Consider the following 22417-nt stretch of genomic DNA (forward strand, 5'->3'; position numbering starts at 1 on the left):
GGTCACCCGAGCCGCAGCGTCGCGATCTCCCACGGGCGCAAGGAAAGCCGCGCGGTGCCCTCGGCCACGGCGACCGCTTCACCCGGCCGCCCGAGGAGGTCGGTCCGGCGCGCCGAGGTGAACGACCCGCGCACCACCGCCGTAGTCGCGTCGGGAGTCTGGGCGACGAGCCGGATCTCCAGTTCACCCTCGCGCCGCCGCACGCTCGTCAGGACGGCGCCGTCGACCGCCAGCCCGAAGCGGGCGGCCGCGGGCGCGTCGAGCGGACCGGCGCCCAGTGTGGCGTGCAGGCCGTGCCGATACCGCTCGGCGGCCTCGAGCAGCCCGCCGGCGCGCCAGTCGCCCGCGTGCGGCACCACGGCGAACTGCACCGTCGTGGTCCCGATCCGCTGCGCGAGCGGCGTCGGGATCTGCGGCCCGGCGGGCTCTTCGCGGTACGGGTGGACGTTGCGGCTCAGCCGCCCGCTCGTGCGCAGCACGGTCAGGGCCAGCGCGTCGTCGAGCAGCTCGTACTCGCACGCCTGCGTGAGCAGCAGCCCGGCGCCGCCCGCGTCGGCGAACCCGTGGGCCGGGAACGTCGGGATCGGGTACTCGCCGCACCCGCCCTCGGCCGTGCGCCCGCGCGCCACGACGGCGAACTGCCCTTCGGCGTGGGACGTCTCCGCCGGGCGGGCGAGCGGCACGTGGCAGCGCACGCGGTGGTCGCGCGAAGCGTTGTCGATCGTGAGATCCAGCCGCACGAACGGTTCGCCCGAGCGGACCTCTACGGCCATCGTCACGGTGCCGCGGGCGGTTTCGGCGCTACGGCGGTCGCGGGTCCAGTCCATTTCGGCCGGCCAAGCGTAGGTCCGCTCGACGGTGAACGTGGTCCGCAGCGGGCCTTCGACGCCCGGCACCACCCGCACCGACTCCGGTTCCGCCACCACGGTGTCCGCGCCGGGCGGCGCGTAGTTGTACGAATCGCCGCGGTCGCCGCCGTCGACGATGCGGCCGACGCCGTCGAGCACCGTGCCGCCGGCCGAGGCGATGCGCAGCGTGCCGTCGTCACGCACTTCGACACTCACCAGTCCGTTGCTCACCAACGATCCTGGCCGGACGGGCGACTCGACCGGCACCTCGCCCTGGACCACCCGCGCCGAGGTCCAGCCCAGCGCCGGCACGTCCACCAGCCCTGTGACCGTGCGGCGCTCGGCCTGGACGATGCGGACGGTCCAGTCGCCCGTCGCCCCGGTGAGCGCGGTCCGCACGGCCTCGACGTCGAACGGCTCGTCGCCCCCGTGCCGCGCGACGGAGAACTCCAGCCGCCGGGCGGAACGGTCACACCGCCAGCCCGTGATCTCACTGCCGAAGAGCTCCCGTCCGTGGATGCGTGGCAGGAACAACGGCAGATCGGCGCCCGCAGTGGCTTCCTCGTGCAGCAACTGCCCGCTGCGGGCTTCGACCTGCGCCGGCAGGCGCGCACCGCCGGGCAGCTCGAACGCCACCCCGGGCCACTCGGCCGGCACCTCGACGTCCACGGTCACCAGATCGCGCCGCGGCGCGGGCGTCGGGTTCAGCACCAGTAGCGCGTCCCGGGCGACCGACCGCGCGAGCCGCCCGGCGACCCGGTCCCGCACGGCCTGCCCGAGGTGACCCGCTTCGCTGATCCGCGCGAACACCTGCGTCGCGGTCTCGTCGACTCCGCAGCCGGTCACGGAGTCGTGGCCCGACGCGTCGACGAGCCGCCACCACGCCAGGTCCAGGAACCGCTGGGGCGACTCGGCCGAGAAGAGCGCCGCGAACGGCTCGGCGTAGCGCTCTACGAGCCGTTCCGCGCGCGCCATCGCCTGCTTCAGGTGCGGGCGCACCGACAGCACGCCCGGCAGGATGTTCGCCGCGGCGTGGCTGCGGAGCTCACCGCGCACGACGGGCAGATCCGGGTCCGCGGCGTCGCGCGCGCCGACGTACTCCGCGAGCGTGCTGATCCGCACGTCCACCAGCGCGGGATCCAGGCCCGCGACGAGCTTCACCAGCGACCCGACGGGTGCGGAGTGGTCCGTGCCGTACATCGCGAGCACCGGATCGGCGCCGAAATCCGGCTGCGAACGGCGGCCCAGGTCCGCCATGCGCGCGGCGAAGAAGCCCGGGTCGGAGAACACGTAGGCCGCGTTGCCGTAGCCGTGCGCGAGGTACTCGACGCGCACGGAGCTGCCGTCGGGCGCCGTCCAGCGGAACGCGTGACCGTCCACTCCGGACGGCACCCCGCGCCACAGGCACGCGTGCTCGAACCCCGCGGCCGCGAGGATCTGCGGCATCTGGGCACAGTGGCCGAATTCGTCGGGCAGGTAGCCCACGCGCATCGCCTCGCCGAGCTCCGTCGCCCGCACCCAGCCGAGCTCCAGGTTGCGGACGATGTTCTCGCCCGACACCAGGAACTCGTCGAGCAGGATCTGCCACGGTCCGACCGCGAGCTGCCCGGACGCGACGAGCGCGGCCACCCGCTCGCGGTTCTCGCCGCGGACTTCGAGGTAGTCGTCGACGGCGGCCACCTGCCCGTCGAGCGTGAACTTGAACCGCGGGTCGGCCTCGGCGCGGTCGAGGACCTCGTCGAGCAGGTCGACCAGGCGCAGGCGGAACCGCTGGAACGGCTCGTACCACTCGCGGTCCCAGTGCGTGTGGGGGACGAGCCGGATTTCGGGCACACGGGTCATCGGCCGGGTTCCTCGCCTTCGCTCAAGGGACCAGCGGGGTGAAGGTCAGGGTGAGGGTCGCCTTCTGGGCGTGCAGCCGGTACCGGGGCAGCACCCCGGGCCCGCACGAGGCGGTGCCGAGCCCGTGCTGGGCCAGGTCGAGGGTGAGGTGCACGAGTTCACCCGGCACCAGGTCGACGGTGTGGCGCGCCTCGTCGAGGTCCTCGCTGGTCCAGCGCCGCGCCGTGAAGTCGAACACCGGCTCGCCGTCGATGCGGAGCCCGGCGCCGCCGGCCGCCGTCAGGCGCAACCAGCGGGCGTCGGCGCGGTTGCCGTTCTCCTGCGGGAACACGTACGGCGTCTGCAAACCGTCCACAGTGGAGGAGAACCGGCCGAGCCGGGCGGCTTGGCAGCTGTCGGCGTAGGCCTCTCCGGGACCGGCGCCGAACCACTCGACGGACCCGAGCGCTCCCGGCACGGCCATCCGGACCCCGAGCCGGGGGAGCGTGCACGGCCACTCGCCCTCGGGTTCGACGTCGACGCGCAGCCGCAGCCGGTCGCCGTCCGCGGTCCAGTGGTAGTCGGCGCGCATGCCGAAGCCGAGGCCGGGCGGCGCGACGCGCGTGTGCACCACGAGCCCGGCCGCCCGTTCGACGACCTCGGCCGCGCGGTGCTGCAGCCGGTGCAGGCCCGCCGCCCGCCACTGCGCCTCCTCGGGCTGGTCGGAGCCCCGGTCGTTGTCGGTCGGCGCGCGCCAGAGGTCGAGCCGCGGCCCGTCGACGCGGTGGTCGCCGAGCGCGACGAGCCGCCCGGACCCGGCGTCGAAGACCCCCGGCCCGAGCCGCAGCACCGTGCCGTCGCGAACCAGGGGAGCGCCGGCGGCCGGCGGCGGGGGCTCGGCCGCCGGGGTGACGGGAAGCTGTCCCCACGCCACGACGTGCCCCGCGGGCGCCCACGCGGTGCCGGCCGGCAGCACCGCCCGCACGGTCAGCACGCCTTCACCGCGCACGCCGGGCAACGCCGGGAGCGCCACTTCGGCACTCCGTCCGGAGTGGACTTCGGGCACGGCCAGGTCCCCGGCCGCGACTTCGACGCCGTCGTCCTCGTACACCCAGTGGAAGGCGAGCTGCGCCAGATCGACCACGTCGTAGTGGTTCTCGATCCGCAGGCCGCCGGCGCTCGGCCCGATCCGCACCGGCTCGAAGACCTTGGCGAACTCCGCCAGCGCGGGCGAAGGCGTCCGGTCGGGGTGGACCACGCCGTCGATCACGAAGTTGCCGTCGTGGATGGGCTCGCCGAAGTCGCCGCCGTAGGCGAAGTATTCGCGGCCCCGCGCGTCGCGCCGGGCGAGGCCGTGGTCGAGCCACTCCCACACGAACCCGCCCTGCACGTGCGGGTACCGCTCGAACAGCTCGCGGTACTCCAGCAGCCCGCCCGGGCCGTTGCCCATCGCGTGGGCGAATTCGCACAGCAGGAACGGCAGCGACCGGCGGCGCTCGTTGCCGTCGTCGCGCCGTCCGATGCGGTCGACTTCGGCGTGGTCGGCGTACATCCGGCTGTAGACATCCACGTACTCGCACTCGAAGTCGCCCTCGTAGTGCACCGGACGGGACGGATCGCGTTCCCGGGTCCACGCCGCCGTCGCCGCGAGGTTGCGGCCGGTGTAGGCCTCGTTGCCCAGCGACCACAGCACGATCGACGGGTGGTTCTTGTCCCGTTCGACCGTGCGGCGCATGCGGTCGAGGTACGCCTCGGCCCACTGCGGGTCGTCGCTCGGGTTGCCGGCCCAGCCGAGCACGCCGAAGCCGTGGGTCTCCAGGTCGCACTCGTCGATCACCCACAGCCCGTGGACGTCACACAGTTCCAGGAAGTACGGGTCGGGCGGGTAGTGGCTGGTGCGCACGGCGTTCACGTTGTGCCGCTTCATCAGCAGCACGTCCGCCAGCGCGAACTCGCGCGGCAGCGCCCGCCCGAACCGCGGGTGGTGCTCGTGGCGGTTGACGCCGCGGAAGGCCACGCGCCGGCCGTTGACCTTGACGAGGCCGTCCTCGACGACCACGGTCCGGAAGCCGATCCGCACCGGGACGCGTTCGGCCGCGGTGTGCACCTCGCCGTCGTAGAGCCGCGGCGACTCGGCACTCCACGGCTCCACCGCCGCGGCGACGGATTCCCCCGCGGGCAGGTCCGCGACGCCGAGCTCGGGCACGGTGAGCAGCACGCCTTCGGCCGCGGTGACCGAGAGCGTGCCGAGCCCGCTGCGGTGGTCGTAGTCCGCGTGCAGCTGGTAGTCCTCGACGCCGCCGGCGGGGCGCGCCAGCAGCGTCACGCCGCGGAAGATCCCCGACAGCCACCACATGTCCTGGTCTTCGAGGTAGCTGCCCGACGACCACTGGTGCACCCGGACCGCGAGCACGTTGCCGCGCGGGCGCAGCAGGTGCCCGGCCGCGAACTCGGCCGGCAGCCGGCTCCCGCGCGTCACGCCGAGCTCTTCGCCGTTGAGCCACACGCGCCCGCAGGAGTCGATGCCGTCGAACCGCAGCACCGCCGGCTCGTCCGGCCAGTCCGCGGGCAGGTCGAACACGAGCCGGTGGTCACCCGTCGGGTTGTCCGAGGGCACGAAGGGCGGCTGCACCGGGAACGGGTAGTTCACGTTGGTGTAGGCCGGTTTCCCGTGTCCCTGCAGCTGCCAGTGGCCGGGGACGGTGAGGCGGTCCCAGCCGCTGTCGTCGAAGTCGTCGCGCGCGATCCCCTCCGGAGCGGCCGCCACCGACGGCGAGAGGCGGAACCGCCACGTGCCGCCGAGGCTGAGCGAGCGCGCGCCGGAGGTGAACGCGGCGCGGGGCGGCAGCGAGCCGGTGCCGGGTGCGGGGTCTTCGACGTACGACGGCATGGGTTCCTCTCAGCCCTTCAGGGCGCCGGCGGCGATGTTGCGGATGAAGTGACGGGCGCCGAACAGGAAGACGACGATCAGCGGCACGATCGCCACCAGGGTCCCGGCCATCACGACGCTGTAGTCCTTCACGTACACGCCCTGCAGCTGCGCCAGCGCCACCTGCAGCGTCACGTGGTCGGAGTCGATGAGCACGACCAGGGGCCACAGGTAGTCGTTCCAGGCGTTGACGAAGGTGAAGATCCCGAGGAAGGCCAGCGCCGGGCGCAGCACCGGCAGCCCCACCGACAGGTACGTGCGGAAGAACCCGGCGCCGTCCACCCGGGCCGCTTCGAGCAGTTCGTCGGGGATCGCGCCGCGAGCGTACTGGCGCATCCAGAAGATGCCGAACGCGTTGGCGGCGGCCGGGATGATCAGCGCCTTGAGGTCGCCGACCCACCCGAAGTGCGCCATGAGCGTGAACTGCGGGATCGCCGAGAGCTGCGTGGGGACCACGAACGTCGCCAGCAGGACGCCGAACAGGAGGTTGCTGCCCGGGAAGTCGTACTTGGCGAAGGTGAACGCCGCGAGTGAGTCGAAGAACAGCACCAGCAGCGTGGTGACCACGGCGACGATCAGCGTGTTGAGCAGCGAGCCGAAGAAGTCGATCTTCGCGAACACCTCGCCGATGTTGGCGAACAGGTGCCCGCCGAAGGTCAGCCGCGGCGGTGTCGCGTAGATGTCGGCCGTGGTGTTGGACGCCATCACGGCCAGCCAGTAGTAGGGGAAGAGGGTGATCAGGGCACCGGTGATCAGCGCCACCAGCGTCACCACCCGGGCGCGCCTGCTCGTCATCGGCCGGCTCCCTTGGTCTGGACCTGGCCGCGCTCGGGCCGTTGCACGAGGCGCCAGTTGAGGATCGAGAAGAGGACGACGACGAGGAAGATGCCCCACGCGATGGCCGCGCCGTAGCCGAAGTCGTTGTCCGCGAAGGCCGTGTTGTAGAAGTAGAGGACCATCGTCATGCCCGCGCCGCCGGGCCCGCCGCGGTTGCCGAGCAGCACCTGCGACTCGGTGAAGATCTGCAGCCCGCTGATCGCCGACATCACGACCGAGAACAGCAGCACCGGGCGCAGCAGCGGCAGCGTGATGCGGAAGAACGTCTGCACGGGGCCGGCGCCGTCGATGCGGGCCGCCTCGAACACCTCGGGTGGCAGCGCCTGCAGCCCGGCGAGGAAGATGATGGCGTTGTACCCGGTCCACCGCCAGATGATCATGATCGAGATCGCGCCGCGGATGGCCCACGGGTCGCTCAGCCAGTCGACGGGGCCGATGCCGAACAGACCCAGGAACCAGTTCAGGATCCCGAACTCGTCGGAGAAGACCGACCCGAACACCAGCGACATGGCCACGATCGAGGTCACGTTGGGCAGGAAGTACGCGACCCGCAGCACGCCCTTGTGGCGCACGGACGAGTTGAGCCCGAGCGCGATGAGCAGCGCCAGCGCCGTCATCGGGACCGTGGAGAGCACCCAGATGATCAGCGTGTTGCCGATCGAGTCCCAGAACGTCGTGTCGGTGAGCAGGTACGCGAAGTTCTGCAGGCCCACGAACTTCATCGGGCCGACGCCGTCCCAGCGCTGCAACGCCAGGTACAGCGAGTACAGCACCGGGTAGGCGCCGAAGATCGCGAACAGCACGAAGAACGGCGCGACGGCCAGGTACTGCGGCAGGTAGCGCCACCGCTTGCGCCGCCCGGCGGCGGTGCGGCGCACGGGGGCGCGACGGGTGCCGGCGGCCCCGGTGGTCCCGGCGGGCAGGATCGCGGTCACGACAGCACCCCCTGGCGGCGCAGCAGGCGCTCGACCGAAGCGCGGGCGTCGCGCCACGCCTGCTCCGGGTCCTTGCCGGCACTCTCCACAGTGGTCAGTTCGTCGGTGTAGGTGTCGCTGATCGTGATGTCCCACGGGCTGAAGTACACGGGTTTGGTCTCCTGCGCGCTCTTCGCGAACACGTCCATCGTCACCTGGCCGCCGAAGAACGGCTCCGGTGCGAGCAGCCGCGGGTCGCGGTAGGCCGACGGGCTGGGCGGGAAGAGCCCGAGCTCCAGGTAGGTCTGCGGCTGGTTCCGCGGCGATTGGAGCCACTTCACGATCTCGAACGCGGCGTGCGGGTCGGGGCAGTACTTCGTGATCGCGAGGAACGACCCGCCCTGGTTGCCGGCGCCGCCCGGCGCGCGGCACACGCGCCACTTGCCCGCCGTGCCGGGCGCCGACTGCTTCAGCTCGCCGGTGATCCACGAGGCGTTGACGAAGCTGAGTTCCTTGCCGCTGTTCCAGGCCGCGTGCCGGTCGATGGACTCACCGTTGATGCTCTGCGAGCCCGCGTACCCCGCGGTGAGGCCCATCCGGAACGCCTGCACCGCGCGGTCCCACGCCCGGCGCACCTGCGACTGGTCGTCGAGGTAGCGGTTGGCGCGGTCGAAGTACTTCTCCGGTTCCTGGGCCAGCGAGTAGGTGAACACCGTCTTCGTGTCGGTGATCAGGTACCGGCCCGGGAGCTTCTTCTGCACCCGCAGGCCGAACTCGAAGTAGTCGTCCCAAGTGGACACCGCGGCGGCGACGTCCGCGGGCTCGCTGGGGAACCCGGCCTGGGCGAACAGGTCGTGGCGGTAGTAGAGCGCGGCCGGCCCGACGTCGATCGGGAACCCGAGCTGGAACCCCGCAGGGCTTCGCCCGGCCTGCCACTTCCAGGGCAGGTACTCGCCGCGCACACTGTCCGCGCCGAGGGAGTTCAGGTCGACGAAGTGGTCGGTGTCGGCGAAGTAGGTGGCGATGTCGTCGCCGAGCATGGTGATGTCGGGCAGGTAGGCCTCGCCGGCCAGCGCGGCGAGCAGCCGCTGTTTCAGCTCTCCGCTGACCTGCGACGGCGTGAGCTTCTGCGCGGCGAAGCGCTTCACGGCCTCGGCGAGCACCTGCTCCGACAGGCCGTTCGAGGTGTACCAGAGCGTGATCCGCCCCGGGTTCGCGGTGGTGGGACTGGTGCAGGCGCCTGCGCCGAACGCGGTGGCGCCGAGGGCGGCCGCGGCGGTCAGGAACCGTCGTCGAGTCAACGTCATCGGGGACCCTCCGGGAGGTCCGTGAACGCTCCCGTGAACGTTCACGAATTGCTCGGAAGTGTGCGCGGGCAGCCCCGACGTGTCAAGCGGGTGATCAGGCGGATTCGCGCACGAGCAGTTCGGCGTGCACGACCAGCTCGTCGGCCGCCAGGGGAGCGGCACCGGTCAGCAGCCGGGCGGCCTGGTCGATCGCCAGGGCGCCGAGGCGGCGCGTGTCGAGGGCGACGCTGGTGAGCGCCGGGTCGACGACGGTGCCGAGCTGCAGCCCGTCGAACCCGACCACCGCGAGGTCGGCGGGCACCCGGCGGCCCAGCCGGCGGGCGGCGCGCAGCGCGCCCATCGCGATGATGTCGTTGAAGGTGAACACCGCGGTCACGTCCGGGTGCGCGGCGAGCAGCTCCTCCAGCGCGGCCGCGCCGCCGTCCACGGACTGCTCGGCACGGGCCACGGCGTCCGCGGCCAGGCCGTGCTCGGCGACCGCGCCGGCGAACCACTCGCGCCGGATGCTCGGTTCGGCGCGCCCGGCGTGGTCGAGCATGCCGATGCGCCGGTGGCCGCGGGCGGCGAGGTGCGCGATCGCAGCCCGGACGCCGGCGGCGCCCTCGACGCGGATCGAGCTGAAGCGCGGGGTGTGGTGCTCGCGCCCGATGAGGACGATCGGGATCCCGCGCGTGAACCGGTCGAGCTCGTCCTCGGGCCGGCTGAAGTAGCCCACCACGGCGTCGACCTGTGAGCCGATCACCTCCAGCGTGCCCAGTTCCTCCTCGGCGCTGTCGGCGGTGTCGTAGACGACGACGTGCCAGCCGCGGGCACGGGCGGCCTCGAGCGCGGCCGCGGCGACCTCGGTGAAGAAAGGGTTGAGCAGGTCGGGGATCACGAGCCCGATCGTGGTCGTGTCCTGGCGCACGAGCCCGCGGGCGAAGCGGCTCGGCCGGTAACCGAGCTCACGCGCGGCGTCGAGCACGCGCTGCTTGGTGGCGCCGTCGATCTCGGCCTTGTCGTTGAGCGCGCGCGACACCGTCTGCCGCGACACCCCCGCGCTGCGGGCGACGTCGTGGATCGTCACCCGTCGCGACGTCTCCTGCGACACCATGACGCACCTCCCGCCGTCCGGCGCGGACGCGCCACCGGCACCGAGTATGCCCGCACCGCGCGCGCCGGCCCGGGTGTGGTCCCCGGCCCGGCGCGCGACGGCCCGGTCGGCTCAGTCCGCCTCGACGGCGGCCGCGGGCACCTCGGCGGTGCGGCGGCGCGAAACGATCCGCCAGCCCACGGCCAGCACGACCACGAGCACGGGGATCGAGTAGAACGCGATCTTCTCGGCGCCGTCGGAGAAGCCCATCAGCACGACGACGAGCACGAGGAACCCGAGCGTGGCCCAGCCGGTGTAGGGCGCGCCCGGCATCCGGTAGCTCGGCCGCTCGACCTCGCCCCGCAGCGCGGCCTGGCGCATGCGCAGCTGCGAGTAGATCAGCGTCGCCCAGGTGGCGACCACGCCGAGCGAGGCGACCGCGATGGCGATGTCGAAGGCCTCCTGCGGCACGATGTAGTTCAGCACCACACCGAGCACGTAGACGATCGACGTGAACAGGATGCCGCCGTAGGGCACGTGGCGGCTGCTCATCCGGCCCACGAACTTCGGCGCCTCGCCCTTGTCCGCGAGCGCCCGCAGGATGCGGCCGGTCGAGTAGAGGCCGGAGTTGCACGAGGACAGCGCGGCGGTGAGCACGACGGCGTTCATCACGTCGCCGATGCCGGCGATGCCCAGGCGCGAGAAGACCGTGACGAAGGGGCTTTCGCCGCCGTTGTAGAACGGCCACGGCAGCAGCATCGCCAGCAGCAGCACCGAACCGACGTAGAACACGCCGATCCGCCACACCACGCCGTTGATCGCCTTCGGCAGCACCTTGCGCGCGTCCTTGGTTTCGCCGGCCGCGATGCCGACGACCTCGATGGCGGAGTAGGCGAAGATGACCGCCTGCAGCGTCATGAGCGCGATGCCGAGGCCGGCGGGGAACAGGCCGCCGCGGTCGACGAGGTTGTGCACGCCGGCGGTGGTGCCGCCGATGTTCGCGCCCGTGAGCACGAGCCCGATCGCGGTGATCAGGAAGACCACGATCGCGAGCACCTTCACCACGGAGAACCAGAACTCCAGTTCGCCGAACAGCTTCACGCTCAGCAGGTTCACCGCGAGCAGCACGCCGAGCGCGACGAGCGCCGTGATCCACTGCGGCACGTCGGGCAGCCACCGGTGCACGTAGATCGCGACGGCCGTGATCTCGGCGATGCCCGTCATCGCCCAGTTCACCCAGTACATCCAGCCGGACACGAACCCGGCCCACGGCCCGATGAACTTGCGGGCGTAGGTGACGAAACTGCCCGAGCTCGGTTCGTGCAGAACCAGCTCGCCGAGTGCGCGCATGACGAAATAGGCCGCGACGCCGCAGATGGCGTAGGAGAAGATGAGCGACGGCCCGACCTGCTGGAGCTTTCCGCCGGCCCCGAGGAACAGGCCGACCCCGATCGCACCGCCGATCGCGATCATCTGCACCTGGCGGTTGCCGAGTGCTTTCGTGTAGCTGTCGCCTTCCTTGGCGACGCTTGTGGAATCCATGGTTGCGAGACGCTAGCGGGTGCCCGCGACGGGCGACCAGGCGCACCAAGGAAAACTTAAGGTGTGTGAGAAATCACCCCGGTGGAACGGGCAGAAAACCCGTTTTCGATTTGACAGATCGCGATTCCGTCCGGCGACTTGATCAAGACTTGAGGAAACGGGGACGCCACTGTGGACGGTGCCGATCCCCGGTTTCCGGGGAACTTGGGGAACACTTTCGTGGCCGCGCGGGTAGCGCGGCGGGTGCGGGGCCGCGACGGCCGTTACGTTCGCGGCATGACCACCGAACTGCCGGCGTCCCAGCTCTCCGTGTCCATCGTGGACGAGATCGAGCAGCTGAAGGGCACCTTCCCGGGTTACCGCCGGGCCCACGCGCGCGGCGTCTGCTACGACGCCACGTTCGTGCCGTCCGGCGTCGCCGCCGACCTGACCACCGCGGCCCACCTGCGGGGCGAGCCGGTGCGGGCGACCGTGCGGTTCTCGCACACCGACACCAACCCGCACCTGCCCGACGCCGGCACGGCCGTGCGCGGCCTCGCGGTGAAGTTCCACCTGCCCGGTGGCGGGAACACCGACCTCGTCGCGGTCAACCTCGACCGGTTCATCGCCGCGACGCCCGAGGACTTCCTCGGCCTGCTCAAGTCGGCCGAGCCCGACCCGGCCACCGGGCAGCCCGACCTCGCCAAGGTCCAGGCGCACGTCGGCGCGCACCCGAGCGCCGGGCCGGCGCTGTTCACCGCGGCGCAGCTCCCGACGCCGGTCAGCTACGGCACCACGACGTACTGGGCCATCCACGCGTTCCTGTGGCGCGCGGCCGACGGGGCCGTCCGCCCCGTGCGCTACCGCTGGGTGCCCGAGGCGGGTGAGCACGTGCTCGGCGCCGGCGAAGGCGGCGACTGGCCCGCCGAGCACCTCACCGGCGAACTGGCCACCCGGCTGGCGCGCGGCCCGGTCGAGTTCAGCCTGAAGGTCCAGCTCGCCGAACCGGGCGATCCGACCGACGACGCCACCCTCGTGTGGCCGGCGGACCGCACGGAGATCACCGCGGGGCGGCTGGCCATCACGGGCGAGGTGACCGACCGGAAGCACTGGGACGCGCAGGTCTTCGACCCCACCCTGCTGACCGAGGGCATCGAGCTGTCCGGCGACCCGATCCTCGCCGCGCGCAGTGCGATCTACGCGGTGTCCTACGACCGGCGCAGCCACCAGCGCTGAAACCGCCGGCGGAGAAGGTTCAGACCAGTGTGCCCATCACGGCGGCCGCCTTGAGCCCCGAGCCGGTGAGGACGACGGCGGTGTTCTCGTCCGGGGCGAGCACGCCACGGCGGCGGAACTCGTCGACGGCGGCCGCCGCGGTGGCGCTGGTCGGTTCGGCGTAGAGCCCGACCCCGGCCAGCTCGCGGGTGGCCCGGGCGATCTCCTCCTCGGCGATCGCGACCGTCGCCCCGCCCGAGCGCCGGATCGCGGCGAGCACCTCCGGCAGCCGCACCGGCTCGCGGATCGCCGTGCCCTCGGCGATGGTCGGTGCGAACGCGGTCGTGACGGCTTCGCCGGGACCGGCCCGGAACGCGGCGTCGATGGGCCCGCAGTTCGCCGGCTGCGCCACCAGCAGCCGCGGCCGCTTCGGGATGGCCCCGCTGCGCAGCAGCTCGCCGAAGCCGAGGTCGAGCCCGAGGACGATGCTGCCCGCGCCGGCCACGGTCACCACGGTGTCCGGCGCGGTGAACCCGAAGTCCTCCCACAGCTCGTACGCGAGGGTTTTGGTGCCCTGCAGGAAAAACGGGTGCCAGTTGTGGCTCGCGTACGTCGTTTCCCCCGACCGGCGCAGGGCTTCCGCCGCGGTGTCGTCGCGCGTGCCGGGCACGAGGTCCACCTTCGCCCCGTACGCCCGGCTCTGCAGGATCTTGGCGGGCGACGTCGACTCCGGCGCGAGGATCGTCGCCGTCATCCCCGCCGCCGCGGCGTACGCGGAGACGGACGAGCCGCCGTTGCCGGAGCTGTCTTCGAGCACGTCGCGCACGCCGGCCCGCGCGAGCGCGGAGATCATGACGCTGCTGCCGCGGTCCTTGAAGCTCCCGGTGGGGGAGAACCACTCGAGCTTGAACCGCGTGGCGTGCCCCCGCCACGGCCGCTCCACGAGCGGCGTGCAGCCCTCGCCGAGCGAGACCGGTGCCAGGTCACCGGGCAGCGCGGCCCGGTAGCGCCAGAGCGAGCGGTCGCCGGTGTCCACCTGCTCACGCGTGATGCCCGGCAACACCTCGACCGTCAGCGGCGCGCCGTCGTCCCCGCGCCACCGCAGCGGGTCGAGCGGGTAGCGCCGGCCGGAGCGTTCGTCCACGTAGTCCACGAGGGACACTCTGGCCACGCTCACCCGTCCGGTCAACGTGCCGGTTTCGCGCCAGACTGGGCCGATGGGTGCACTTCGGGAAAAGGCGGTCGTGATCACGGGAGCGGGCCGGGGGCTGGGGCGGGCGTACGCGCACCACGCGGCGGACGCCGGAGCGGCGGTGGTGGTCAACGACGTGGACGGCGGCCCGGCCGAGGAGGTGGCCGCGGAGATCGCGTCGGCGGGCGGGCGGGCGGTCGCGTGCGTCGGCTCCGTGGCCGACCCCCGGCACGCCGATGAGCTGGTCGAGCGGTGCGTGGCGGAGTTCGGCCGGCTCGACGGCCTGGTCAACAACGCCGCCGTCGGGTACCACGTGCCGCCGTGGGAGGACACCGATCCGGCGCGCACGCGCGCACTGCTGGAGACGAACGTGCTGGGTTCGTTCGCCTGCGGCGTCGCCGCCATCCGGCACATGCACGCCCAGGGCAGCGGCTCGATCGTCAACGTCACGTCGGGGTCGATGGTCGGCCAGCGCGGCGCCGCGGCCTACTCCGCGAGCAAGGGCGCGGTCGCGTCGCTGACGTTCTCGTGGGCGAGCGACCTCGCCCCGCACGGCGTCCGCGTCAACGCCGTGTGCCCCATCGCCTGGACCCGCATGATGGCGGCCGACCCGAACCACCGCAGCGGGCCGCACCAGTCACCGGATCGGATCGCGCCGCTGGTCACCTACCTGCTCAGCGACCTGTCGGCCGCGGTGACGGGCCAGGTGCTGCGCCTGGCGGTCGACGCCCTGCACGTGGTCCGCCAGCCGGCGGTGAAGCACCCGGTGCTGCGCCGCGAGGCGTGGGACGTGGACGCGGTCGCCGCCGCGGTGGCCGACGAGCTGGACCTGGAACCGCCCGCGCGGGAGCGCTGGTCGCTCTGAGCACCGGCCGTCACCGGAACGAGTGGCTATCCACAATGGACACCTCGTCCTACCGTGGATCCGCGGGAACGACCGCGTGAGAAGGAGGGGCGCATGACGGCCACCGCCGAGGTGACGCAGGGGGAGCCGGCCGCGGTCGGGGCCGGGTTGTCGCGGCGGAAGATCAACGCGGTGTTCGGCGCCGTGCTGCTCGGGATGCTGCTGGCGGCCCTCGACCAGACCATCGTGGGCACGGCGCTGCCGACGATCGTCGGCGACCTCGGCGGGGCGGGGCACCTGTCGTGGGTGGTCACGGCGTACCTGCTGGCCGAGACGATCATGACGGTGGTCGTCGGCAAGCTCGGCGACCTGTTCGGGCGCAAGCTGATGTTCCAGCTGTCCGTGCTGGTCTTCGGGGCCGGGTCGTTCTTCTGCGGGTTCGCCGACAGCATGGTGTGGCTCATCGTCTGGCGCGCGGTGCAGGGCCTGGGCGGCGGCGGGCTGATGGTGACGTCCACGGCGCTCATCGCCGACGTCGTGCCGCTGCGCGAACGCGGCAAGTACCAGGGCGCGCTCGGCTCGGTGTTCGGGGTCGTCACCGTGGCCGGGCCCATGCTGGGGGGCTTCTTCGTGGACCACCTGTCGTGGCGGTGGGCGTTCTACGTGAACATCCCGCTCGTCGTGGTGGTGCTCGTGGTCGCCTCGGCGGCGATGCCCAACGCGCGGGCGGTCGTGAAACCCGTGATCGACTACCGCGGCATCCTGCTCATCGGCCTCGCCGCGACCGGGTTGACCCTCGTGACGAGCTGGGGCGGCACCACGTACGCGTGGGGCTCGCCGGTGGTCCTCGGGATGGCCGCCGGGTCGGTGGTGCTGCTGGGGCTGTTCGTGGTCGTGGAACTCCGGGCCGAAGAACCGATGCTGCCGATGCGGCTGTTCCGCAACCCCGTGTTCACCGTCGCCGGGATCATGAGCTTCGTCGTCGGCTTCGCGATGCTCGGGGCGTTGTCCTACCTGCCGACCTACATGCAGTACGTGCAGGGCGTTTCGGCCACCTCGTCCGGGGTGCGCCTGCTGCCGATGGTGCTGGCGCTGCTGTTCGCGTCGATCCTGTCCGGCAACCTGGTCAGCCGCACGGGCCGGTACAAGATCTTCCCGCTCGCCGGGTCGGCGCTGATGACGGCCGGGCTGTACCTGCTCTCGCGGCTCGGGCCGCACACCGGGTTCTGGGAATCGGCGCTGTACATGGCCGTGCTGGGCCTCGGGATCGGCCTCGGCATGCAGGTGCTCACGATCGCGGTGCAGAACACCGCCGACTACCGCGACCTCGGCGTCGCGACGTCTGGCGTGACGTTCCTGCGCTCCATCGGCAGCTCGTTCGGCGCCGCGATCTTCGGCACCGTCTACGCCAACCAGCTGGGCCCGAACCTGGCCGCCGCGCTCGCGGCCCACCCGCTGCCGCCGGACGTCGACCCGCGGGCCACAGCCGTGCCCCAGGCGCTGCACCAGCTGCCGGCGGCGAGCTCCGAACCGATCATCACCGCTTACAGCGACTCGCTGCACGTCGTGTTCCTGTCCGCCGCGCCGGTCGGGCTCGTCGCGCTCGTGCTCGCGTTCTTCCTCAAAGAGGTACCACTGCGCGACACGTCCCGCGCCGCCGCGCCGGATCTCGGCGACGGGTTCGCCATGCCCGAACCGCGCGAGGGCGACCGCGAGCTGGAGCGCGCCATCGCCACGCTGTTCTTCCGTGAGCGCCGCAAGGTCGCGCCCGCCATCGCCGCTCGGTCGGGGTCGGACCTCGACCACGGCGGGTTGTGGTGCCTCGTCCAGGTCCACCTGCGCGCCCGCCGCGGCGAACCGGCCACGCTCACCGCCATCGGGCGGTACTACGGCGTGCCACCGCAGGTCCTGGAACCGGCGTTCGCGCGGCTGGAGCTCACGGGCTACCTGACGTTCTCGGGCGGCAGCTGGGCGCTCACCGCGGCCGGCCGGGCGGAGTTCGACAAGCTCGCGCGGGCCTGGCACGACTGGCTCGCGGAGCGGCTCGCCGACTGGGGCACCGGCGATCGCGCCGAGCTCGACGCGGCGATCGGCCGGGTCGCGGCGCGCGTGCTGGACCAGAGCGCCGACGCCGAACGCGCCGGTCGCCACGCCCTGGTGTGAACGACGGGGTCCTCACACACGGGGCGTTAGCATCGCCGAAACGAACACCCCTTATTGTTCCCGGACCATGTCGGTGGATGAGTCAGTGGTCACGATCCCGGACGACGCGGACAGCCGCGTAGAGCCCCGGCCCGGTGGTGCCGTACGGTCACGCTCTGTGCGTTTCCGATGGCTCCCGTGGGCCGCAGCCCTGTTGGGCCTGTTGTCGTTCCTCCTGGTGCGCGGGAGCCTGACCGACGACGGGTACATCACGCTCGCGTACGCGAAGAACCTCGCCGTGCACGGCGAGTGGGCGCTCGTCCCCGGCACCACGGCCAACTCGGCGACCTCGCCGCTGGACGTGCTGCTGCTCGGGTTCCTGACGCTGCTCACGCGGATCAGCGGCGCCGCCCACCCGGTGGCCGCGCTCGGGGCGCTCACGGTGCTCTCGGCGGGCGCGCTCGGCTGGGCCTGGCAGCGGCTGGTCCGGGCGTTCCGGCTGCCCACGTGGGTGGGCCTGCTCGGTGTGCTGATCGTGGTCGTGAACCCGTTCCTGCTGTCGGCGACGGGCCTCGAGGTGCTCCTCGTGCCCGCGATCCTGCTGTGGCTGACCGTGTTCGCCGTCGAGGGCCGTCCGGTCCTGTTCGGCGTGTTCGCGGCGCTGACGGTGCTCACGCGCCTCGACCTGATCGTGGTCGTCCTGATCATCACCTTCTGCACCGGCGCCATCCGGCGGCACTTCTGGCGCGCCTTCGGCACCGGCGTCCTCGTCGCGGCGCCGTGGTTCCTCTTCAGCTGGTTCGCGCTCGGTTCGTTCATCCCGGACACGCTGGTCATCAAGCAGGACCAGGAAGGCCTGTTCGGCGCCTGGGGGTACTTCAGCGGCCCGGTCATGTACTTCCTGTACCAGCCGGTGACCGTGCTGTTCACCTTCGCCGGGGCGGTCGCGGGCGTGGCCGTGCTCCTGGCCTGGGCCGGTGTGCGCTTCGCGCGCCGCTGGGACGATTTCCCGGCGCTGGCCCCGGTCGTCGGCCTCGGTCTGGGCGGCATCGCCTACTACATCGTGTACTCGACGCTCGGCGTCGGTCCCTACCACTGGTACTACGTGACGCCGACGGCGACGATCGCGTCGTTCGCCGTGCTCATGGCCGGCATCTGGCTCGCGGAGTCCGGCCGCCGGCCGGGGCTGCGCAAGGCCGCGCCGCTCACGGCGCTGGGCCTGGCCTGGGTCACCGCGCTCGGCATGGTCTCGATCGACCTGGCGCAGGGCGTGCCGTGGCCGTCGCCGGTCATCTTCGGCAACTGGGCCAGCTCGACGGACTACGCGCGCGTCGGCCGTGAACTCGGCCAGCGGCTGCACGGCGCGTCGGTGGCGGGGCCGGGTGAAATCGGCACGCTCGCGTACTACTGCGATTGCCAGATCCTCGACGTGTTCTCCGACCGCACCCAGGTCGCGAGCATCGTGCGGAAGCGGATCGCCGAGGACGGCGCCGTGTCGAGGCTGGGCCTGCGCATCAACTACCACTGGTTCGACCGGAACCAGCCGCCGCGGCAAGTAGACTACAAACTTCTCTACGACAAGGGCCCGGCCACCGGACCCGACTCGTGGACGGTGTACTCAGCGGCGAAGGGCATCGGTCACTTCACGCTGGTCCCCGCCCGCTGAGGACCTGCCCGGCCTCCTGAAGAGGAGCGAACGTGGCGTCTGCCAGCACAACCGAGATGGACGAAGTCGACGACGCCGGGCGAGAACGGCCCCGGCGCCACGTTGTCCTCGCCTTTGTGGTGGCCGCGCTCTCGGCGGGCGTGTGGGTGCTCGTGCGCGGCCACCTGATCGACGACGCGTTCATCACCCTCGCCTACGCCCGCAACCTCGCGTTCCACGGGCACTGGGGGCTCATCGAACTCGGCACGTCGAACACGGCGACGTCACCGCTGAGCGTGCTGGTGCTCGCGGCGCTCACGCTCGTGGTGCGCGACGCGGTGCTCGCGGCGGCGATCCTGTTCGTGCTGTGCCAGGTGGTGATCGCCGTCGGGCTGGCCCGGCTCGGTGACCAGGCGGGCCTGCCGCGGTGGTTCTCGCCGCTGGCGATCGCGTTGCTGACGGTGAACCCGCTGCTGCTCTCGTCGATCGGGCTGGAAGTCGAGTTCGGCATCGCCGCGGTGGTGTGCCTGCTCGTCTTTTCGGCCGAATGGCGCCCGGTGCTCGTCGGCGTGGCGGCCGGGGTGCTCGTGCTGATCCGGGTGGACCTGCTGCTCATCGCGCTCGTCGTGATCGTGCTGCGGGCGCGGTTCTGGGCGGGGCTGGGCAAGACGGTGCTGGCGGCGCTGGTGGTCTCGCTGCCGTGGTTCGTGTTCAGCTGGTTCGTGCTCGGCTCGGCGGTGCCCGACACGCTGATCATCAAGACGCTGCAGAAGTCCTGGGGCGATTTCGGGTTCTCCAACGGCCCGGTGCTGTACGAGGGCGTGTTCCCGTGGGCGACGTGGCTGTCGTTCCTGCCCGCTGTGCTCGGCGCGGTCGCGTTCGTGTGCTGGCTGCCGACACTCGTGCGGCGGGGCCCGGCCGCCTCCGCGCTGCTGCCGTTCGTGGCCCTCGTGCCGGCGGGAGCCGTGCACTACCTGGCGTACTCGCGCCTGCACGTTCCGCCGTACCACTGGTACTACGGGCCGAGCATCGCCGTGAGCACGATCTTCTTCGCCGCTGCCGTCGCGGCGGTGGCCGGGCGCGCGCCGGCCGCGGCCCGGTGGACGGTGGGCGCCCCCGCGGCGCTTTCCGCGCTGGGGCTCGTGGGCGTGAGCGCCGCGTTTTACGCGTGGGGCGGCCTGCCACGGCCGTTCGCGCCGATCATGTCCAACCACACCACCACCGCGCAGTACGAACGGATCGGGCCCGAGCTGGGCCGGTTCGTCGGCACTTCGACCGTGCGCAGCGGCGGCGAGATCGGCGTGCTCGCCTACAGCTGCGGCTGCTCGATCGTCGACCTGTTCGACGACCGGGGTGCGGTCGGCCCGGCCATCGCGCAGCGCGAGGCCACGATGAGCTCGCTCGGGCGCACGCTCGTCCGCTGGAACTTCCACAACTTCGACTACGGCGTGGCACCCGTCGAACCCCAGTACGCGCTCACCCCGACCCCGGTCGGCGCGCCCGCGCCCGCGAACGTGCTCGCCCAGTGGCGCATCGCGTCGCCGTGGGCCGGCGATCAGGAGCTCTACCTCGTGCGGGCCGGCGGCGGCTGAGGTGGACGGCGTGGCGGCCCCGTCGCAGCGTCTCCCGGCCGAGCACGGGGAGGTGCCGAGACGCGGCCGCGGCCGGGCCCTGCTGTGGCCGGTCGCGGTGGCCGCCGGGTCGGCCGTGGTGTTCCTCGGGGTCAAGGGGAGCCTGATCGACGACACCTACATCACGCTCGGCTACGCCCGCAACGTCGCCGAGCACTTCCACTGGGGCCTGGTCCGCGCCGAGACCGCGAACTCGGCGACATCGCCGCTCAACGTCGTGCTGCTCGCGCTCGGCGGCACGCTCACCCGGGTCGCCGGTGGCCGGGTCCACCCGGTGGCGGGGCTGGGCCTGATCTTCGTGGCGGCGATGACGGCCGCGGGATGGGGTTTCGCGCGGATCGCGCGGGCGCTGCGGCTGCCGTTCGCGACGGCCGTGGCCGGGACTGCGGCGATCCTGCTGAACCCGTTCGTGCTGTCGGCGACCGGGCTCGAGGTGCACCTCATCTCGGCGGCGCTGGTGCTGCTCACGGCGTACGCGCTGGAAGGCCGCGCGATCGGCTTCGGTGTGGTCGCGGGCCTCGCGGTCCTGGTGCGGCTGGACCTGGTGGTGTTCGTCGTGCTCTTCGCGCTCGGCGCGGGCGCGCTGCGGCGCCGGCTGTGGCCGGTCGCGGGCGTCGTCGCGGCGGTGTGCGTGCCGTGGTTCGTGTTCAGCTGGTTCGCCCTCGGCTCGGCTATCCCGGACACGTTCCTGATCAAGACGACGCAGGGCGCGTTCGGCGAGTACACCTACGGCAACGGGCCGGTCTACTACCTCGACCCGAAGCGGTGGCAGGCCACGCTCATCTCGTTCGGACCGGCGGCGGCCGGCCTGCTCGCGCTGTTCGGGCTGGCCGGCTGGCTGCTCGTGCGCCGGCAGCGGGCCGCGCGGTTCGGACCGGTCGCCGTGCTGGGACTCGGCGGGCTCGCGTACTACAGCGCTTATTCGGGCCTCGGCGTGCCCCCATACCAGTGGTACTACGTGCCGCCGATCGTCGCGCTCACCGTCGTGTTCGTAGTCGTGGCCGGCCACGTCGCGACTCTGGGTCACGGCTTCCGGCGGGCGGTCGCCGTGACCGTGGCGGTGCTGGCGTTCACCGGCGTCGTGCTGCCCGCCGGCTACCTCGACGTCCGCCGGGGCGTGCCGTGGACGGCCCCGCCGATCTTCGGGAACTGGGCCACGGCCGCCGACTACGCGCGCGTCGGGGAGGCGATCGGCGCCCGGGTCGGCGACGCGACGGTGGCGGCGCCGCCGGAGGTCGGCACGCTCGCGTACTTCTGCCGCTGCCCGATGGTCGACACCTTCGCCGACCAGGGCCGGGTCGTGCCGCTGGTCGACCGGCGCATCGCGGAGACCGGGCCGGTCGGCTCGTTCCTGCTCCGGCTGGACTACCACTGGTTGGACCGGACGCGGGAACCGCGGCCCGCCCAGTACCGGCTCGACTGGAGCTGGACGCCGATCTCCGGGCCCGGCACGTGGCACCTGTTCTCACCCGCCACCGGTAACGGCTGGGTGCGGCTCGTGCGGATCTGATCGCGGCGGAGCCGCGCAGCGGTTACGGTCACGGCATGGCGAAAGACTCCGCGGTGGAGGTCGCGGTCGGGGACCGGATGGTGCGGATCTCGAACCCGGACCGGGTGTACTTCCCGGCGCGGGGCGAGACGAAGCTCGACCTCGTCAACTACTACCTGTCCGTGGGCGAGGGCATCGTGCGCGCCCTGCGGGAGCGCCCGTGCATGCTGCACCGGTTCCCGTCGGGGGTCGCGGGGGAGAAGGTGCACCAGAAGCGCGTGCCGCACGGCGCGCCGCCGTGGCTGGAAACGGTCCGCGTGCACTTCCCGCGTTACGGGCGCTACGCCGACGAGCTGTGCGTGACCGAGGCGGCGCACGTCGCGTGGGCGGTGCAGATGTCCACTGTGGAGTTCCACCCGTGGAACTCCCGCCGCGCCGACACGGAGAAGCCCGACGAGTGGCGCATCGACCTGGACCCGATGCCCGACTGCCCGTTCGACACGGTCCGCCGCATCGCGCACGTCGCCCACGAGGTGCTGGACGAACTCGGCGCGATCGGCTGGCCGAAGACCTCGGGCGGCAGCGGCCTGCACGTCTACGTGCGCATCGAACCGCGCTGGGGCTTCGCCGAGGTCCGCCGCGCCGCGCTCGCCTTCGCGCGCGAGGTCGAACGGCGCGCGCCGGAGTACGTGACGACCACGTGGTGGCGCAAGGATCGCGATCCCAGCAAGCTTTTCGTGGACTACAACCAGAACGCCCGCGACCACACGATCGCGAGCGCCTACTCCGTGCGCGGGGTCCCCGAGGGCACCGTGTCGACGCCGATCCGCTGGGACGAGGTGGACGACGTCGAACCACGCGAGTGCACCATCGCGACGGTGCCGGCCCGCTTCGCCGAGCTGGGCGACCTGCACGCGGGCATCGACGACACGGCCTTCTCGCTGGAGCCGCTGCTGGAGTGGGCCGACCGCGACGGGCTTGACGCAGAGGACTCCTGAGCCATCCCGGGT

General features: G+C 72.2%; 15 protein-coding genes. 7 read left to right on the plus strand and 8 right to left on the minus strand.

Annotated elements, in window-relative coordinates:
- Positions 1 to 2: 2 nt before the first annotated feature.
- The 7 genes from ACIA77_RS05040 to ACIA77_RS05070 all read right to left on the minus strand — a co-directional run bounded on the left by ACIA77_RS05040 (position 3) and on the right by ACIA77_RS05070 (position 11270).
- Positions 3 to 2690, minus strand: a complete 2688-nt coding sequence (locus ACIA77_RS05040) for a hypothetical protein (protein ID WP_395884490.1) — start codon at positions 2688 to 2690, stop codon at positions 3 to 5.
- 22 nt (positions 2691 to 2712) lie between these two features.
- Entirely contained in the window at positions 2713 to 5559 is a 2847-nt protein-coding gene (locus tag ACIA77_RS05045) for a glycoside hydrolase family 2 TIM barrel-domain containing protein (RefSeq protein WP_395884491.1), read from the minus strand.
- A gap of 9 nt (positions 5560 to 5568) precedes the next feature.
- On the minus strand, positions 5569 to 6393 hold the full coding sequence (locus ACIA77_RS05050; protein WP_395884492.1) for a carbohydrate ABC transporter permease: 825 nt from the start codon (positions 6391 to 6393) through the stop codon (positions 5569 to 5571).
- Positions 6390 to 7370: a carbohydrate ABC transporter permease gene (locus ACIA77_RS05055; RefSeq protein ID WP_395884493.1), complete on the minus strand. Its 981-nt coding sequence runs from the start codon at positions 7368 to 7370 to the stop codon at positions 6390 to 6392. The genes ACIA77_RS05050 and ACIA77_RS05055 overlap by 4 nt, the downstream gene beginning before the upstream one ends.
- Positions 7367 to 8656, minus strand: coding sequence for an extracellular solute-binding protein (locus ACIA77_RS05060; protein ID WP_395884494.1), 1290 nt, complete (start codon positions 8654 to 8656; stop codon positions 7367 to 7369). The genes ACIA77_RS05055 and ACIA77_RS05060 overlap by 4 nt, the downstream gene beginning before the upstream one ends.
- 94 nt (positions 8657 to 8750) lie before the next feature.
- Positions 8751 to 9749 carry a LacI family DNA-binding transcriptional regulator gene (locus ACIA77_RS05065; RefSeq protein ID WP_395884495.1) on the minus strand — a complete coding sequence of 333 codons (999 nt, stop codon included), beginning with the start codon at positions 9747 to 9749 and terminating at the stop codon, positions 8751 to 8753.
- Positions 9750 to 9860: 111 nt separating this feature from the next.
- Positions 9861 to 11270, minus strand: coding sequence for an amino acid permease (locus tag ACIA77_RS05070; RefSeq protein WP_395884496.1), 1410 nt, complete (start codon positions 11268 to 11270; stop codon positions 9861 to 9863).
- A 276-nt stretch (positions 11271 to 11546) separates the two neighbouring features.
- On the opposite strand from ACIA77_RS05070, the gene ACIA77_RS05075 reads away from it, so the two are divergent.
- Positions 11547 to 12485, plus strand: coding sequence for a catalase family peroxidase (locus ACIA77_RS05075; protein WP_395884497.1), 939 nt, complete (start codon positions 11547 to 11549; stop codon positions 12483 to 12485).
- A 19-nt stretch (positions 12486 to 12504) separates the two neighbouring features.
- On the opposite strand, the gene ACIA77_RS05080 is transcribed toward ACIA77_RS05075, so the two are convergent.
- Positions 12505 to 13617, minus strand: a complete 1113-nt coding sequence (locus tag ACIA77_RS05080) for a pyridoxal-phosphate dependent enzyme (protein ID WP_395884498.1) — start codon at positions 13615 to 13617, stop codon at positions 12505 to 12507.
- Between the two features lie 64 nt (positions 13618 to 13681).
- Here ACIA77_RS05080 and ACIA77_RS05085 point away from each other — a divergent pair, with 64 nt between their 5' ends.
- The 6 genes from ACIA77_RS05085 to ligD all read left to right on the plus strand — a co-directional run bounded on the left by ACIA77_RS05085 (position 13682) and on the right by ligD (position 22405).
- Entirely contained in the window at positions 13682 to 14521 is an 840-nt protein-coding gene (locus ACIA77_RS05085) for an SDR family NAD(P)-dependent oxidoreductase (RefSeq protein WP_395884499.1), read from the plus strand.
- A gap of 93 nt (positions 14522 to 14614) precedes the next feature.
- Positions 14615 to 16663 (plus strand): DHA2 family efflux MFS transporter permease subunit, encoded by a 2049-nt coding sequence (locus ACIA77_RS05090; protein WP_395884500.1) that lies wholly within the window; start codon positions 14615 to 14617, stop codon positions 16661 to 16663.
- Positions 16664 to 16820: 157 nt separating this feature from the next.
- Positions 16821 to 18308 (plus strand): hypothetical protein, encoded by a 1488-nt coding sequence (locus ACIA77_RS05095; RefSeq protein ID WP_395884501.1) that lies wholly within the window; start codon positions 16821 to 16823, stop codon positions 18306 to 18308.
- Between the two features lie 56 nt (positions 18309 to 18364).
- Positions 18365 to 19879, plus strand: coding sequence for a hypothetical protein (locus ACIA77_RS05100; RefSeq protein WP_395884502.1), 1515 nt, complete (start codon positions 18365 to 18367; stop codon positions 19877 to 19879).
- Between the two features lie 10 nt (positions 19880 to 19889).
- On the plus strand, positions 19890 to 21428 hold the full coding sequence (locus tag ACIA77_RS05105) for a DUF2079 domain-containing protein (RefSeq protein WP_395884503.1): 1539 nt from the start codon (positions 19890 to 19892) through the stop codon (positions 21426 to 21428).
- Between the two features lie 35 nt (positions 21429 to 21463).
- Positions 21464 to 22405 (plus strand): non-homologous end-joining DNA ligase, encoded by a 942-nt coding sequence (ligD, locus tag ACIA77_RS05110; RefSeq protein WP_395884504.1) that lies wholly within the window; start codon positions 21464 to 21466, stop codon positions 22403 to 22405.
- Positions 22406 to 22417 lie beyond the last annotated feature (12 nt).

It is taken from the genome of Amycolatopsis sp. NPDC051903 (assembly GCF_044452505.1).
Classification (GTDB): Bacteria; Actinomycetota; Actinomycetes; order Mycobacteriales; family Pseudonocardiaceae; genus Amycolatopsis.

Excerpts from the sequence above, each read along its gene's own strand:
- ACIA77_RS05050 (WP_395884492.1), bottom strand. The coding sequence starts at position 6,393 with ATGACGAGCAGGCGCGCCCGGGTGGTGACGCTGGTGGCGCTGATCACC.
- ACIA77_RS05085 (WP_395884499.1), top strand. The coding sequence starts at position 13,682 with ATGGGTGCACTTCGGGAAAAGGCGGTCGTGATCACGGGAGCGGGCCGG.
- ACIA77_RS05060 (WP_395884494.1), bottom strand. The coding sequence starts at position 8,656 with ATGACGTTGACTCGACGACGGTTCCTGACCGCCGCGGCCGCCCTCGGC.
- ACIA77_RS05065 (WP_395884495.1), bottom strand. The coding sequence starts at position 9,749 with ATGGTGTCGCAGGAGACGTCGCGACGGGTGACGATCCACGACGTCGCC.
- ACIA77_RS05075 (WP_395884497.1), top strand. The coding sequence starts at position 11,547 with ATGACCACCGAACTGCCGGCGTCCCAGCTCTCCGTGTCCATCGTGGAC.
- ACIA77_RS05045 (WP_395884491.1), bottom strand. The coding sequence starts at position 5,559 with ATGCCGTCGTACGTCGAAGACCCCGCACCCGGCACCGGCTCGCTGCCG.
- ACIA77_RS05090 (WP_395884500.1), top strand. The coding sequence starts at position 14,615 with ATGACGGCCACCGCCGAGGTGACGCAGGGGGAGCCGGCCGCGGTCGGG.
- ACIA77_RS05100 (WP_395884502.1), top strand. The coding sequence starts at position 18,365 with ATGGACGAAGTCGACGACGCCGGGCGAGAACGGCCCCGGCGCCACGTT.
- ACIA77_RS05070 (WP_395884496.1), bottom strand. The coding sequence starts at position 11,270 with ATGGATTCCACAAGCGTCGCCAAGGAAGGCGACAGCTACACGAAAGCA.
- ligD (WP_395884504.1), top strand. The coding sequence starts at position 21,464 with ATGGCGAAAGACTCCGCGGTGGAGGTCGCGGTCGGGGACCGGATGGTG.
- ACIA77_RS05040 (WP_395884490.1), bottom strand. The coding sequence starts at position 2,690 with ATGACCCGTGTGCCCGAAATCCGGCTCGTCCCCCACACGCACTGGGAC.